Annotated in this window: 9 protein-coding genes; 5 read left to right on the forward strand and 4 right to left on the reverse strand. The window is 70.9% G+C overall.

The features are described from left to right. Positions 1–11 precede the first annotated feature (11 nt). From Sdagh_RS25900 to Sdagh_RS25915, 3 genes are all read right to left on the reverse strand, one after another. Positions 12–776 (reverse strand): thioesterase II family protein, encoded by a 765-nt coding sequence (locus Sdagh_RS25900; protein ID WP_226535802.1) that lies wholly within the window; start codon positions 774–776, stop codon positions 12–14. Further along, complete coding sequence (locus tag Sdagh_RS36755) at positions 773–5428, reverse strand: non-ribosomal peptide synthetase (RefSeq protein WP_190078158.1); 4656 nt, start codon at positions 5426–5428, stop codon at positions 773–775. The genes Sdagh_RS25900 and Sdagh_RS36755 overlap by 4 nt, the downstream gene beginning before the upstream one ends. A 371-nt stretch (positions 5429–5799) precedes the next feature. Next, positions 5800–7290, reverse strand: coding sequence for an MFS transporter (locus Sdagh_RS25915; protein WP_190078159.1), 1491 nt, complete (start codon positions 7288–7290; stop codon positions 5800–5802). A gap of 111 nt (positions 7291–7401) precedes the next feature. Here Sdagh_RS25915 and Sdagh_RS25920 point away from each other — a divergent pair, with 111 nt between their 5' ends. Next, the gene (locus Sdagh_RS25920; RefSeq protein WP_226535804.1) at positions 7402–8043 is read left to right on the forward strand and encodes a TetR/AcrR family transcriptional regulator; all 642 of its coding nucleotides are present in this window, start codon (positions 7402–7404) and stop codon (positions 8041–8043) included. Here the strand turns inward: Sdagh_RS25920 and Sdagh_RS25925 are convergent. After that, positions 8005–8712 (reverse strand): MFS transporter, encoded by a 708-nt coding sequence (locus tag Sdagh_RS25925; protein WP_229879920.1) that lies wholly within the window; start codon positions 8710–8712, stop codon positions 8005–8007. The genes Sdagh_RS25920 and Sdagh_RS25925 overlap by 39 nt on opposite strands. On the opposite strand from Sdagh_RS25925, the gene Sdagh_RS25930 reads away from it, so the two are divergent. From Sdagh_RS25930 to Sdagh_RS25945, 4 genes are all read left to right on the forward strand, one after another. Further along, positions 8693–8839 carry a hypothetical protein gene (locus Sdagh_RS25930; RefSeq protein ID WP_226535864.1) on the forward strand — a complete coding sequence of 49 codons (147 nt, stop codon included), beginning with the start codon at positions 8693–8695 and terminating at the stop codon, positions 8837–8839. The genes Sdagh_RS25925 and Sdagh_RS25930 overlap by 20 nt on opposite strands. Before the next feature lie 675 nt (positions 8840–9514). Further along, positions 9515–11038 (forward strand): glycosyl hydrolase family 28 protein, encoded by a 1524-nt coding sequence (locus Sdagh_RS25935; RefSeq protein WP_190011679.1) that lies wholly within the window; start codon positions 9515–9517, stop codon positions 11036–11038. After that, a complete protein-coding gene (locus Sdagh_RS25940; RefSeq protein WP_190011680.1) occupies positions 11035–14379 on the forward strand; it encodes an alginate lyase family protein in 3345 nt (1114 codons plus the stop codon). The genes Sdagh_RS25935 and Sdagh_RS25940 overlap by 4 nt, the downstream gene beginning before the upstream one ends. Before the next feature lie 40 nt (positions 14380–14419). After that, complete coding sequence (locus Sdagh_RS25945; RefSeq protein WP_190078161.1) at positions 14420–15685, forward strand: alginate lyase family protein; 1266 nt, start codon at positions 14420–14422, stop codon at positions 15683–15685. The last annotated feature ends 113 nt before the right edge of the window (positions 15686–15798 follow it).

Genomic DNA, 15798 nt, shown 5'->3' on the forward strand with positions numbered 1-15798 from the left:
TGCGCCGCCGGTCAGGGCAGGGTGAGGGGGGACGGCACGGCGCTCGGCCGCTCCAGCCGGCGCCGCAGTTCGGTGACGACCGCTCGCTGGGCGTCCAGCAGATAGAAGTGGCCGCCGGGGAAAACCCTCAGATCGAAGTCGGCGGCCGTGGTGTCCTGCCAGGACCGCATGAGGTCCGGCGGTGCCTCGTGGTCGTGCTGCCCGGCCATCGCGGTGACCGGGCAGGTCAGCGGTGGTCCGGGCCGGTGCCGGTAGGTGTCGATCAGCCGGAAGTCCTGGCGGATCGGCGGCAGCCACACGGCGCGGGCGGCAGGGTCCGCGAACAGGTGCGGGGCGGTGCCGCCGAGGGCGAGCACTTCCGCGACGAACGCGGTGTCGTCGAGCCGGTGGGTGCCGCCCGGCCGGTGCGCGGCGGGAGACACCGTGCCCGACACGACCAGGCGTACGAGGCCGGCTCGGGCCGAGCAGCGGCGGGCCACCTCGTAGGCGACGATGCCGCCCATGCTGTGGCCGAACAGTGTGGTGGGGCGCCGGGACAGGCGCTCCAGCTCTCCGGCGACGCGGTCGGCGAGGTCGGCCACGCTGCGGGGAACATCGTCGGGCGTGCTGTACCGCGCCGAGACGAGGTCCACGTCCGGGCCCAGACCGTCGGCCCAGGGCACGAACATGCCGGGTGCGGCTCCGGCGTGCGGCAGGCACACCAGCCGTGCCCGGCCTCGGTGCCCGGAAGTGTGACGTTGCAGCAGGCCGGACCGGCGCGACGGGACGGCACTCACCGGCCCGGCTCCTCACCGGGGTCCACGCCCGGGGGTTGTCGTACGGCCGCGGCGAGAGCCTCGACCGTCCGGTACTCGATCAGACACCTCAGCAGGGCGTCGAAGCCGTGCCCGGTCGCCTCCGGTACCTGTCCGCGGACCTTGCCGATCAGCTGGGTGGCCAGCAGGGAATCGCCGCCGGCCGCGAAGAAGTCCTGGTCGACGCCGATCTGCTCACCGGCCCCCAGCACTTCGGCCCACAGGCCGGCTATCGCCTCCTCCAGCGCGTCCCGCGGCGGGAGCGCCCCCTTGCGGCCGGCGGCCGGGTCCGGGGCAGCCCGCAGCCAGGCGGCCAGCGCGCCCCGGTCCACCTTGCCGTTGGCGGTCAGCGGCAGGGCGTCGAGCACCTGGGTACGGGAGGGCACCATGTGCGCCGGCAACTGGCCGGCCAGGTAGGTGCCGAGGGCGTCGGGGCTCACCCGGGCCTGATCGGTCTTGAAGCGGGCGGCGAGCAGCACCTGTCCGAGCGACGGCGGGAGCAGGTCGGCGTCTGGGCCGGGGTCCCGCGGCAGGTGCCACAGCTCGGTGGCGCCCGCCTGTCGCAGCAACCGGGTCCACTCCTCCCGGTCGAGCAGCATCCGGTCCTGGCCGCGTCGGACGTCGGCGAAGTCGACGCCCGTCTCACCCGCGTCCATCAGGAAGGCCATGAAGATCAGGAGTTCCGGGCTCTCCCGCGTCGGCTCGGTGAACAGCAGCCGCCCGCCGGGGGCGAGCAGTTCCCGCAGCCGGCCGAGCATCGTGGCCGCGTTCCGTGCGTTGTGCAGGACGTTCGCGGCGACGATCACGTCGAAGGAGTTCGGGTCCAGGCCCTGGGAGCGCGGGTCGGTGTTCATGTCGAACAGGCCGTAGTCCACGAAGGGGACGTCGGCGAAGCGTTCCTGTGCTCCGTTGAGGAAGAACGGCGACACGTCCGTGAACAGATACTCCACGTCCTGGTCGGCCAGGGCCTCGAAGGCTGCCGCGCTGGTGCCGCCGACACCGGCCCCCACCTCCAGCACCCGCAGCGGACCGTGGTCCGGGGTGTGGTTCAGCGCGATCTCCCGCAGGGCTCCGGCGGTGGCGGCATTGGTGTAGCGCGCGATCAGGCTGTCGGTGAAGAGGGACACGGCGGTGTCCGCCCGCCCCTCGGGGAAGAGCAGGTGGACCTCGTCCTGAGCGCCGCTGACCAGCTCGGGCAGGCGGGCCCCGCTGCGTTCGAACAGCGCGACCGCTTCCGGCGACCACTGGTCGTGGCCGTGGGCGTGCAGCTCGCGCACCCGCCGCCAGGCCGCGTCGACCTCGGACCGGCTGTCCGGCAGCGCCCCGGGGGCGGCGGTGTACATGCCGGTGGTGGGATCGTGGGTCACCCGGCCCGCCTCGTGCAGCAGGCCGAGCCAGCGGCGCACGATCCAATGGTGCCGGGGCACTGCCCGCATCAGCCGCAGCACCTCGTCCGCGGTATGCCTTTCGGCGAGGGGTTCTTGCAGCACGTGACCGACGGTGAGCAGCACGGCCTCGTCGAGCGCGGTGTGGAAGGCGCGCATCCGGGCCGCGTCCGGTGCCTTCGCGGCGGAGCGTCCGGCGGCGTCGGCGGCTGCCGCCAGCTCCGCCGTGGAGCCGGCGTTCCGGGTGCGGTGGCTGCCGGTCACGAAGGCGACCAGGCGGCGGTCCGTACGGCCGCCGTCGGCCAGCACGCAGGCGGCCCCGACCGAGGGGTGCCGTTCAAGGGCCGATTCGATCTCGCCCGGTTCGATGCGGTGCCCGAGCACCTTGACCTGGGAGTCCGCCCGGCCGAGGAACTCGATGACGCCGTCGGGGCGGTAGCGCCCCAGGTCGCCGGTGCGGTAGAGCCGTTCGCCGGTGACCGGGTGGCGGACGAACCGTTCGGCCGTGCGCTCCGGATCGCCGAGATATCCCAGGGCGAGCCCGACGCCCCCGATGTACAGCTCACCGGTGACCCAGTCGGGGCACGGGGGCAGTGCGGGGTCCTCGGCGTCCAGGACGTGGAAGGTCTGGCCGGCCAGCGGGGTGCCGTAGGGGATGCTGGTCCACTTCTCGTCGACGGTGCCGATGGGGAAGTGGATGGACCAGATCGCCGCCTCGGTGGCACCGCCCAGGCTGATCACACGCAGTCCGGGCAGCTTGCCGCGGATCGAGTCGGGCAGGGTGACCGGGATCCAGTCGCCGCTGATCAGGGCCAGCCGTAACCGGGACAGGTCCCACTCGGCGGTGGGCCCCAGACAGTCGTCGAGCATCTGGAGCTGCGCGGGGACGGAGTTCCACAGCGTGACGCGGTGCTCGTGGATCAGCTCCGCCCAGTGGGAGGGGTCGCCGCGCCGGTCGGGGGCGGGCAGCACCAGGGCGCCGCCCCGGGCCAGGGGGCCGAAGACGTCGTAGACGGACAGGTCGAAGCCGAGGCCGGCCAGACCGAGGATCCGGTCGTCCTCGCCCACGCCGTACCGGGTGTTGATGTCGGCGACGGTGTTGAGCGCGCTGCGGTGGCTGATCATCACGCCCTTGGGCGTGCCGGACGACCCGGAGGTGTAGATGACGTACGCCAGGTCCTCGGGCCGCGGCCGTTCGCCGTACGGTGGTGAGGTGTACGGCGATGTGGCGGCGGAGGTGAGGTCGTCGACCGCGTCGACGCGGACCTGCTCGGGCCAGCCAGCCGGGCCGGGGCCGCCCTCGCACACCAGTATCTGGCGGACCCCGGCGTCCTTCAGGATCCGGTCCCGGCGCGCGGGCGGCTGGGCGGTGTCGAGCGGGAGGTAGGCGCAGCCGGCCAGCAGGGTGCCGAGCACGCCGACGATCTGCTGCCAGCCCTTGGGCATGGCGACGGCCACGATCTCCCCGGTGGTACATCGACATCGCTCCCGCAGCAGTTCGGCGACGGCCTCGGCGCGGCCGAGGAGCTCGCCGTAGGCGAGGCTGCGGTCAGCGGCGACGACAGCGGTGCGGTCGGGGGTGCGCCGGGCCTGGGCGATCAAGCCGTCGTGCAGCAGCCCCTCCGGTACGGGTGCGGCGGTGGCGTTGACCTGGGCACGGCGGGCGGCCTGGGCGGGCGGCAGCGCCCGCGCGACGGGGCCGGTCCATGCCCGTTCGTCCTCGGCCAGGCGCCGGACCAGGTGCGTGTAGGCAGTGAACATCGCGTCCACCAGGCCGTCGGGGAACAGGGCGTCCACGGTGTCCCAGGTGAGCAACAACCCGTCGGGGGTCTCGTACAGCTGATGGTCCAGCCACACCTGCGGGGTCTGCGAGAGCATCCAGCTCATGTCGCCGAAGAGGCCGCGGAAGTCGTCGTCCACGAAGAGTCCGCCGATGCTGCTGGCGAAGACCACGGGAGCGGTGACCGGCCCGTCCGGCCGGCTCCGGGCGAGATCCCGCAGCACCTCGACCGCGGAGTAGGCGGCATACGACACGTCCTGCTGGAAGCGGTCCTGGACCGCGCGCACCCGGTCCCCGAAGGGCGCGGTGCCGCCTGTCTCCACTTCGAGCAGGATCAGGTTGGTGAAGTCGGCGATCATCCGCTCGGTGTCGGGATGGCCCGCCTGTCGGTCGAACAGCGGGACGTTGAGCAGGAATCGCCGGTCCTCGCTCCACTGGCCGAGGACTTCCGCGAACGCCGTCGCCAGCACCATCGAGGGGGTCACGCGGTGGGCGCGGGCCCACTCCTTGAGGTGGTCGAAGCGGGCCTGTTCCAGCAGGTGGGAGCGCCGCCGGAAGCGCGGCCGCACCACCCGGGCCGGGTCGGTGGCAAGCGGCAGGCGCGGGCCGCCGACGGTCAGCCGCTCGGCGCGCTCCCGCCAGTGGGCCCGCGCCTGTTCCCGCTCCTCGCGGCGGCGGGCAGTGCGGTCGGCCAGGTACTCGGCGAAGCTCAGTGTGAGCGGCGGGAGGTCGACGCCCCGGTACAGGGCCGCGAGGTCCGCGAGGAGCACCTGGATGCTCATGACGTCGGCGACGATCAGATCTACGTCGAGGTGCAGCCGGGCACTGCCGTCAGGAAGCAGGGACAGCTGGATGTCGAAGACCTGACCGGCCTGGATATCGAGCAACCGGTGGGACAGTTCCTCCCGGACGGCCCGCAGCCGCTCCCCTGCGGCGTCCGGGCTCAGCGATCGCAGGTCGTGACAGGTGAGACCGGGCCACGGGGAACGGGACATGATCTCCTGGCGGCCGTCGTCCCGTATCACCGCCCGGAGCATTCCGTGGCGCTCGGTCAGCCGGTGGACGGCGTCCTCCAGACGGGCGGGGTCGGCACCGGGCCCGTCGAACTCGAAGTACCCGTGGCAGGCGACCCCGCCGAGCACCTGCCCCTCGTGCCGCCCGATCCAGTACGCGTGCTGGACGGGCGTCAGCGGGAAGGGAGCCCCCGGATCGACGGCGGTGACCGTCTCGGCGACGGGCGGCGTCTCGGACCGGCCGTCGGCCAGCAGGGCCCACCAGTCGGACACGGTCGGGCTGACGGTGAACTCACGATAGGTGACCGTCAGCCCCGCGTCGCGCCAGGCTCCGACCATCGTCATGGCGGTCACGGAGTCCAGGCCGAGGCCGACGAGATCGTCGTCGTCGCCGATCTCCGCGGGATCCAGCCGGAGGCTGCGCGCGAGGTGCCGGCGTAGGTCCTCCTGGCTCATGGGAAGGCCGGAGGACGGTGCGGTGTGACGGGCGGAACCAGGCAAGACCCCTCCAGGCAAGGACGGTTTTCCTGCGCGTTCGGATGTCCCGGGATTTCGACACGGCGAGAACTTCCCCGGGCCGCACAAGTATCAGCACATGCCTGAAGGGTCTGGCAAGAGTTGATCACCGGCAGATTGCGACCGTTGTTCGCAACGTCATTTCTCGGCCATTCGGCATGGTTGCGCGGACAGTTGACACTACCCTCGCTCCATGCCAAGGTAGGGTACCCTTACTGACCGTCGAACCCCCCGTCACCTGGCACTTCTTTTCTTCGGTGGCTCATTGGGCGAGTTGGCGGAATCGACGGACGTGACAGTCGACTCACTTTTTATTCTCCCATTACCTGATCGGCGACCTCTTTTTTGGTCCTAATGAATTCCTGACCGTTTCCTCCTTCAGTGGTCAAGCGATTGACGGTCATCAGGGCATAGAGCGCCCCGGACGCCGCTATGGCGGTGGCGATCCAGAACGCGAGCGTGAAGGCCGAGTCGTCGGGGAGCGAGGTGCCGGAGATCGTGCGGGAGGCCAGGACCGCGGCGGCGAGCTGGCTGCCGACGGCTCCGCCCACGGTCCGGGCCACCGTGTTGATGCCGTTGGCCGTGGCGATGGCGTGCGGCGGAGTGGCGTCGTGGATCAGTTTGGGCAGCGCCGCCATGGCGAACCCGAAGCCGGTGCCGATCACGCCGTACGCCACCACGGCCTGCCACTCCCGGGCGTGGAACAGTGCCATGACCGCCCCGCCCACCGCGCTCAGCGCGAGCCCGAGCGCCAGCGGGGCACGCGGGCCCAGCCGGCCCTCCACCCGTCCGACGGCCGAGCTGGCCGGCAGGCCGAGCAGCGTCCCGGGAATGAGGATCAGGCCGGCTGCCGTGACCGAAGCCCCGAAGCCGTAATCGACGAGACGCGCCGCTTCCGGCGGCAGCCCCGTCGGCAGTTCGGCGAGCTTGGGCACCAGGACGTAGAAGACGAACTGGGTGGCACCCAGAAGGAATGCGCCGATGTGGGCTCCCGCGATCGGGCGGCCGAGCAGCAGGGCCGGGTCGATCAGCGGGTGCGGCGCCCGGCGTTCCCACCGCAGGAACACCGCGGAGAACAGCACGCCGCCGACGAAGAGCCCGATCACTCGGCTGGAGGACCAGCCCCAGGTCGGCCCCTCGGTCAGCCCCAGCAGCACACAGACCAGGGCCAGGCCCAGCAGGAGGGCACCGGCCAGGTCCAGCCGCGCCGGTGCGCTCGGACGGCTCTCGGGCACGTACCGCACCACGGCGGCCAGGGCCAGCAGAACCAGGGCCCCGCCCGCGACGAACAGCCACCGCCAGGATGCGTGGTCGACGATCAGGCCGCCGACCAGCAGGCCGAGGCCGGCCGCACCGCCCACGAGGCCCGAGGTGAGGCCCAGACCGAACGCCACCCGGTGGGGCGGCAGCACCTCGCGGATCAGCCCCAGGGACAGGGGGAGCAGCGCGAGGCTGACGCCCTGGACGGCACGGAAGGCGATGAGCGAGCCGACGTTCCAGGCGGCTGCCGCGCCGATGTTGCCCAGCAGATGCAGCGCCAGCGTGACCAGCAGTACGCGTCGCTTGCCGTGGCTGTCGCCGAGCCGGCTGATGAGCGGGGTGAGGACCGCGCTCGCCAGCAGGGTGGAACTGAGCACCGCCCAGGAGGCGCCCGCGGCACTCGTGTCGAGCTCGGTCTGCAGGATGCCCAGCGTGGGCACCAGCATCGTCTGCACGAGCGAGTAGGACAGGACGGCCAGGATGAGGGCCAGCAGGGCCTTCGTTCCTGGCCGGGCGGGGGCTCCGGCGGCGGGGGCTGTCAAGGGTCACCTCTGCGTTTTGATTTGCGACCAGTGTTCGCTAATTACGAGGATAGGCGTCCTTCGCCCTGGGCCACAAGTCCAGCCGGGGGGGGCGGCGGGTAGGGTGTCCGCGTGAACGCACGTGCTCCCGGCCGACCGCGCATCCTGTCGCGTGAACGCATCGTCACCATGGCGCGGCGCATCGCGGACGACGAGGGGCTGGACGCGCTGACCGTGCGACGGGTCGCGCAGCGCCTCGGCACCGGACAGGCGTCCCTCTACCGCCACATCGAGGACCGCGACGAACTGCTCCGCCTCCTCGCGGAGGACGTCGCGGTCCATCTCCCGGGTCCGAGAAAGTGCCCGGACGTCCGCGAACAGGTCATCGGCCAGTGGCTGGACGCCTACGACTACCTGTCACAACACCGTTGGGCGGCTCGGATCATCGCCGAGGGCGAGCATGTGGCGGACGGCGCCTCGGCCTTCGCCGAGAGCGCGCTCGGCACACTGAGGGTGCTGGCCGGGGGTACGGCGGAATCACGGGCCGATATCGCCCGCGTGTACCGGGTGCTGTGGCATCTGCTGCTCGGTCACGTGCTCAACGCCCATCCGGTGGGCCACACCCGCTCCGAGGGCGTCGGCCCCGAAAGTGCCCACGAGGCCGGGGACGCGGATGCCGTACCGGTCCCCGGCCCGCCCGGGGCGAGTGTGTCCCGCGACGACTTGGCCTGGGCCCTACCGCGCGTCCTGGACGGCATGCTCGGCACCCTCTGACGGCGAATCCGGTGCCTCACGGCCGTACACCGCCCGCGCCCACACCAGAGCGACGGCGGTCATCATCCCGGCGACGGCGACGGCCGCTCCGTAGCCGACGGCCCCGGCGAGCGGTGGCCCCGCGGACTGCGCCGCCACCGCGACGGCGAAGCCCCAGGCCGACAGGAGAGTGAAGTCGGTCCCCGCGGTGGCCGGTCGGCAGAAGTCCATGAAGACCGTGAAGATCACGGTATTGAGCGCACCCCGGGCTAGACCGAGCGCGGCGACCGCGACCGCCGCGACCGCCCCCTGCGCCCCGACAGCCACGGCCAACAGCACGCCCGTTGCCGCCAGTTGCCCAGCGCAGCCCATGAGCAGCACCCGGCCGCGTCCCAGCCGGGCGACCAGTCGCCCGGTGACGGACGCCCCCGCGATCCCGGCCGCCCCACCGAGCAGGACGGTCAGCAGCCCGATACGGCCGAGCGGCCAGCCCCGGTCCACCAGCAGCGGCGGGATGAGCGCCTGCGGCAGCATGATGCCCATCCATACCAGCGGCACGAGGACGCCCGCCCACACAGCGACCCCCGGCTGACGCACCAGCGACCGCACGGCCCGCCGACCGGGGCGGGCGGCGGACGCCGAGGGGGACGACGACTCCACGGTCTCGGCGATGCGGTGCAGTACGGCCATCGGCAGCAGGCAGACACCGGCAAGGGCAACGACCGACCACGAGCTCGCCGACCTCGCCGGTGACCACCTCGCCGACATCGCGGACGCCACGGAACAGGGCATCCGCCGCATCAAACAGAAGCGATAGTTGCCCTGGTCCTTCCTCGCCCACACCGGCCTCACCCAGCACTCGCCAACCCCACCGAACCAACGAAAAGATCAGTAAGAAACGTTTTCTACAACGTGAGTCCATCGGAGGTGTGACGCAGTCGACCGATCAACCCGTCGCCGCTCCGAGGCTGCGGCCTCCGGTCGGGACGTACTCTGCTCTGACCCGGCCTCACCCCTCGGCCATGTCGGCCTGACTGGCGTCGTGCCACTTGTGGAACGACCCTGAACAGCGTGTTCGGCGTGGTGCACGGAGATGACTGCCCGGTGTGTGCTCATGAGAGCGACCGCTCAGCGTCTCCGAATGCCGGTCGAAGGTCTTGACGTCGTGTATGGAGCGATGGAAGCTCTGGCCCAGCGTGTAGAAATCGTTTGCTAAACAGCGAACGATGTCAGAGCCCTTCCCCACATCGAACCCCAATGAAGGTGAGACAGTCATGCGCGCCCAAGCCGGCGCTCCTACCAGCCGCCGCAGGTTCCTTGCACTGTCGGTCGGCCGTGGCCGGTGCGACGGCTCTCAACGGATGCGCGATGCGGGTCTCCACCGGCGTCAGTGGTTCCGGGGAGACCATCACGATGATGATCAACTGCTAGCCCCCTACAGGTAGCCCCTTACCCCGCTTCCCCTGTTCCGTCCAGCTGCTCCGGAGGTCCCATGAACACGCCCCTGTCCCGCAGAACCGCCTTCCGGTCGGCTGGTGCCGTCGCGCTCGCCACGGGGCTCGCCGGCACCGCCGGCATCACCGAGGCCGAAGCCTCGTCCGGCAAGTCCCAGCCGCGGCTGGTCACCTATCCCCGCCCGGCCGACATGCCGACCAACACCAGCTTTCGGGCTAGGGTGCGCACCGCGCCGCACGGAGCCTGGCAGAACCTCGACATCTGGCTCCCCCAGCTGGAGGAGATCAACCCCACCACCGGCGTCGGCAAGGTGTACGACTCCTCACTGGCGTACTTCGACTGCCGGGGTTCGGTCGAGGTTGAGGTGACCTACCTCAAGGGCGGCGCCATCAAGGCCCGGGTGCGGCCCGACGCACTCGGCATCACGCCGGAACTCCACGGCGACACGCTGCGCTTCACCCTGGACGAGCCCAAGGACGTCGTCGTCCAGATCAATGACGAGATCTTCGACTGCCTGCACCTGATCACCAACCGAATCGATCCCGACCCGCCGGCCGAGACCGACCCCGACATCCTCTACTACGGACCCGGCATCCACACCGTCACCGGCGGTACGCTCACCGTGCCCAGCGGCAAGACCGTGTACCTGGCGGGCGGCGCGGTTCTCGTCGGCCAGGTCCACTTCAAGGACGTGGAGAACGCGGCGCTCACCGGCCGCGGTGTGCTCTACGCGAGCCCGGTCAACGCGATCCTGTGCGAGGGCAGCAAGAACATCGAGGTGAACGACGTCATCGTCCTTAATCCCAAGGGCGGTTACGTCGCGATGCTGGGGGAGAGCGAGAACGTCACCATCAGCAAGCTGCGCGGCTTCAGCTCCCGCGGCAACGGTGACGGCATCGACGTCTTTTCCAGCAGCAGCGTCGTCCTCGACGGCTGCTTCCTGCGCAATTCGGACGACTGCGTCGCCGTCTACGGTCACCGCTGGGACTACTACGGCGACACCCGCGACGTCACCGTCAAGAACTGCACCCTCTGGGCCGACGTGGCCCACCCGATCAACGTCGGGACGCACGGCAACAGTGAGGCCCCCGAAGTGATCGACAACCTGGTCATCCAGAACATCGACATCCTCGACCACCGCGAGCCCCAGATGAACTACCAGGGATGCATCGCCCTCAACGTCGGCGACTCCAACCTCCTCAGCAACGTCCACATCGAGGACGTGCGGATCGAGGACTTCCGTTGGGGCCAGGTCATCTACATGAAGGTCATGTACAACACCAAATACAACACCTCCATCGGCCGGGGCATCAAGAACGTCTACGTCAAGAACCTTTCCTACACCGGGACCCGTGCCAACCCGTCGCTCCTCCTCGGCTACGACGCCGACCACGCCATCGACAACGTCACCTTCGAGAACCTGGTGATCAACGGCACGGTCATCGCCGACTCGATGCAGAAGCCGTCCTGGTACTACACCACCGACGTCGTCCAGTGGTACGCCAACGAGCACGTGACCAACCTCAAGTTCCTCACCACGGCCGAGGCGGCCGCGTCATGACACAGACGCCCGCGACCAGCCGCCGGGGCTTCCTCGGCGGCGCCGCGGCCCTGCTGCTGGTGCCGGGCGCGAGCGGACTGCTCGCGCCCGGCACCGCCCGGGCCGTCGGCGCCTCAGGACATGACACCGTCGCCCGCTCCTTCGCCCATCCCGGCCTGCTCCACAGCGCCGACGACCTCACCCGCCTCAGGGCCGCGGTCGCCGCCGAGGAATCACCCGTCCACGACGGCTACCTGGTGCTCGCGGCACACGCCCGTTCGTCGGCCACGTACACCGTGCAGAACACCGGTCAGATCACCACCTGGGGCCGCGGCCCCGCCAACTACCAGGCCCAGGCCGTCGCCGACTCCGCCGCCGCGTACCAGAACGCGCTGATGTGGGCCGTGACCGGCGATCGCGCCCACGCGGACAAGGCCCGCGACATCCTGAACGCCTGGTCGTCCTCGCTCACCGGCGTCACCGGCGCGGACGGCCCCCTCGGCGCCGGACTCCAGGCGTTCAAGTTCGTCAACGCCGCCGAACTCCTGCGGCACACCGACTACGACGGCTGGAGCGACGCGGACGTCGCACGCTGCGAACGGTCCTTCCTCGACGTCTGGTACCCGGCCGTCTCCGGCTACGCGCTGTACGCCAACGGGAACTGGGACCTGACCTGCCTGCAGACCATCGCCGCCATCGGCGTCTTCTGCGAACAGCCGGTCCTCTTCGAGGACGCGCTGCGCTTCGCCGCGGCCGGCGCGGGCAACGGCAGTGTCCCGCACCGCGTCGTCACCGCCGACGGCCAGGGCCAGGAGAGCGGCCGCGACCAGGGCCACGAACAACTCGCGGTCGGGCTTCTCGCGGACGCTGCCCAGGTCGCCTGGAACCAGGGCGTCGACCTGTGGGGCTGCGACGCCGACCGCATACTCGCCAACACGGAGTACGCCGCCCGCTACAATCTCGGCGGGGACGTACCCTTCGTCCCGGACCTGGACCGCACCGGCAAGTACATCAAGACCGCGGTCTCCGCGACCGGCCGCGGCACCCTGCCGCCCGTCTACGAGATGGTCTACGCCCACTACGCCGGCGTCCGGGGCCGCGACGCCCCGTACACCCGCGCCGCCGTCTTCCGCGGCACCGGCGGCAGCCGGGTCGTCGAGGGCAGCAACGACGACCTGCCAGGCTTCGGCACCTTCGCTTACGCGGGGGCCAAGGCCTCCGCGCCGGCCGTCCCCACCGCGCCGGCGGGCGTCACGGCGGTCGGCGACGCCGACGCGGTGACCGTGTCCTGGCTGCCGTCCGCGGGCGCCGAGAGCTACACCGTGCGGCGGGCGAAGGCCGCGGGCGGACCGTACGAGACGATCGCGACCGGTGTCGACACGGCCACGTACACGGACCGCCACGCGGAGGCCGGACGAACCTACCTCTACTCCGTGACAGCGGCCAACGCCCGCGGCACCGGCGCGGGTTCGGCCCCGGCGGCGGCCACTCGCGGGCTGCCGGCGCCCTGGTCCACCCGGGACGTCGGCACCGTCGAGATCCCCGGATCCGCCGCCTACGACGGCGAGCGCTTCGTGCTGGAGGCGAGCGGCACCGCCGACACCTACCGCCTCGTGCACCTGCCCCTGCGCGGCAACGGCACCATCACCGCGCGGATCGTGTTCCCTCTCAGCTCCCAGTACGCCAAGATCGGCGTCACCCTCCGCGACTCCCTCGACCCGGAGGCCGCCTACGCCGCCATGCTGATCCAGGGCCTGCCCCTGCACACCTGGAGCGGGGTGTGGACCGTGCGTCCGTCGGCCGGAGCCGAGGTGTCCGCCACCGGCAGCACCCCGGTACCGCCTTCCCAACAGCAGGCCATCACCACCGCCGCGTCCTTCCCGATCTCCGACCTCGGTACCCTGCCCGAGTCGGCGACCCCGCTCCAAGCCCCGTACGTGGAGGGGGCCGGTGACGGATACCGACTGCGCGCCCCCTACTGGGTGCGGGTGACCCGCCAGGACGCCCGCTGCACCGGCGCCATCTCCCCGGACGGCGTCCACTGGACCGAGGTCGGCACGGCCCGTGTGGGCCTCGGCGGCACCGTGTACGCGGGACTCGTCCTCACCTCGTGCCTCGGCGTGGACGAGGACCACGCAGAGACCGGCACCGGCGCATTCGACAACGTCAGTGTCACCGCCCCGTCCGGCGACGTGTGGGCCACCCCCCGCCCCACCCGCACCGCCGCCGACCTGCACGCGGTCGCCGGCGCCGACGCCATCGGCCTGAGCTGGACCGACCCGGACCTCTCAGCCCGGTACACGGTGCTGCGATCCGACACTGCGAGCGGCCCGTACCGAGCCCTCGCCACCGACGTCGGCCCGGTCGGATTCGGCACCCGCATCCGGTTCACCGACGCCACCGGCATCCCCGGCCGTACCTACCACTACACCGTCGCCAAGACCGGCAGCGGGGGTGTCGGACCCCGGTCGCAGTCGGCGAGCGCCGTCATGCCGACCCCGAGCAACCCCGTACTCACCTCGCCCACCACCGCGTTCGCCGGACTCGGCGAGCCGTTCCAGTGGTACCTGCGGGCATCCCACGAGCCCGTGCGCCTCACCGCAGACGGACTACCCAAGGGCCTCACGGTGGACACCCGCACCGGCCTCGTCAGCGGCACCCCGCAGGAGACCGGGGAGTTCAGCGTCACCACCACGGCGGTCAACGCGGCGGGCACCGCGAGTGGCACCCTGAAACTGACCGTCGGCACACCACCGCCAAGCCCGTGGAGCCACACCGACCTCGCCGACGTCGTCCTGAACCCACGGGACTACGGCACCTTCGGTGTCATCGCCGTCCGCGCGGCCGGAAGCACCGCCTACCACGACGGCACCTTCACGGTGCGCGGCGCCGGCCCCGACCTCAACGTCAACGGTCAGGCCATGACGGGCCAGTTCGCGCATCGGACCGTCACGGGCGACTGCGAGGTCACGGCCCGGCTAGTATCCCGCAGCGGGGCGACCACCGACCAGATCGGCCTGCTCATGACCAAGTCGCTGTCGCCGTTCGACCTGGCGGCCGGAGCGATCGTCACGGGCGGCACATCCGCGCAGCTCATGCTGCGCACCACCGTCGCCGGCAAGTCCGTCTTCACCGGCAACGCGGCCGTCACCCTTCCCTGCCTGCTGCGGCTTACGCGCACCGGGACCGCCTTCACCGCAGCGGCGTCCACCGACGACGGGGCCACCTGGACCGTCCTCGCCTCCGGCGAGGCTCCCGCGTTCGGTGACGCCCCTTATCACGTGGGCCTGGTGGTCTGCTCCCGTGACCCCCGGACCCTCGGCACCGCTCAGTTCGAGCAGGTGATCGTCACCTCCGGCTAGGACAGGCCGGGCCTCGACACAGGATGGGAGATGTTCCCCCATGAGCCGCAGAAATCTCCACCGACGACCCCCCACTGTTCCACCGTCCCCCCGTACGGAGCCCAGCCGGCGCGCGCTGTTTCGTGCTGCCGGCGGCCTCACCGCGGCCGGAGCCCTCGGCGGCGCCACCATGTGGTCCGCCGGGGCTGCCCCGGTCACTTGGACCCACCCCGGAGGTCTGCACAACCGGGGTGACCTCAACCGCGCCAAGGTCAGGGTCGCCGCCGGCACCGACCCCTGGTACTCCGGCTGGAAGCTCCTGACCGCCAACGCGCACTCCGCCTCCACCTGGACGGCCCGCCCCGCCTCCATCGTGTACCGGGGCTCCGGCTACGCCGAGAACTACGCGGCGCTCTACAACGACATCGCCGCGGCCTACCAGAACGCCCTGCGCTGGTGGATCGGCGGCACCACCGCCAACGCCGCCTGCGCCGCCGCCATCTGTAACGCCTGGGCGGACACCCTCACCTCCATCCAGGGCAGCGCTGACCGCTTCCTTGCCGCCGGCATCTACGGCTGGCAGTTCGCCAACGTCGGAGAACTCCTGCGCGACTACTCCGGGTTCGACCTCGCGGCGTTCCAGCAGATGATGCTGAACGTGTTCTACCCGGTGAACAACGACTTCCTCGTCAACCACAACGCAGCCTGCATCACCAACTACTGGGCCAACTGGGACCTGTGCAACATGGCGTCCATCATGGCCATCGGTATTCTCTGCGAGGACGGCGAGAAGTTCGACCAGGCCGTCACCTACTTCAAGTCCGGGGCCGGCAACGGCTCCATCGCCCACGCCGTGCCGTACCTGTACATGGACGACGACGGCTACGTGCTCGGTCAGTGGCAGGAGTCCGGCCGCGACCAGGGCCACTGCATGCTGGGCATGGGCCAGATGGGCGCCCTCTGCGAGATGGCCTGGAACCAGGGCACCGACCTGTACGGCTACGACGACCGGAGGTTCTTCAAGGCGGCCCAGTACGTCGCCAAGTACAACGTGGGCCGGGACGTGCCTTACACGACCTACACCTGGGGCAGCGGCACCAACTGCGCCGTGCACTCGCAGACGGCGCTGGGAAGCGGCTCGCGCGGTCTGCTCCGTCCGGTGTGGGGGATGCTCCACTACCACTACAACCGGCGCCTGTACCTGGACGACAAGTACATCGCACAGATGTACGCCCTCGTCGCACCCGAGGGGGGCGGCGGTGACTACGAGTCCACCAGCGGCGGTTACGACCAGCTCGGCTTCGGCACGCTGATGTACGCCAAGTAGCCGACTCCTCACATCCCGGCGACGGGACGACCACGTTCCCCGGCGCACGGGAGGGCCCGACGGGCCGGATCACGACGGAGGACCTCCGTCGCCAGCCCGCCGGGTCTCGCTCA

The organism is Streptomyces daghestanicus (genome assembly GCF_020521275.1).
Taxonomy (GTDB): Bacteria; Actinomycetota; Actinomycetes; order Streptomycetales; family Streptomycetaceae; genus Streptomyces; species Streptomyces griseoviridis.

Coding starts and splice junctions, on each gene's coding strand:
- Sdagh_RS25930 (WP_226535864.1), top strand. CDS start 8,693: ATGCGGTGCAGTACGGCCATCGGCAGCAGGCAGACACCGGCAAGGGCA.
- Sdagh_RS25945 (WP_190078161.1), top strand. CDS start 14,420: ATGAGCCGCAGAAATCTCCACCGACGACCCCCCACTGTTCCACCGTCC.
- Sdagh_RS25925 (WP_229879920.1), bottom strand. CDS start 8,712: ATGGCCGTACTGCACCGCATCGCCGAGACCGTGGAGTCGTCGTCCCCC.
- Sdagh_RS36755 (WP_190078158.1), bottom strand. CDS start 5,428: ATGAGCCAGGAGGACCTACGCCGGCACCTCGCGCGCAGCCTCCGGCTG.
- Sdagh_RS25940 (WP_190011680.1), top strand. CDS start 11,035: ATGACACAGACGCCCGCGACCAGCCGCCGGGGCTTCCTCGGCGGCGCC.
- Sdagh_RS25935 (WP_190011679.1), top strand. CDS start 9,515: ATGAACACGCCCCTGTCCCGCAGAACCGCCTTCCGGTCGGCTGGTGCC.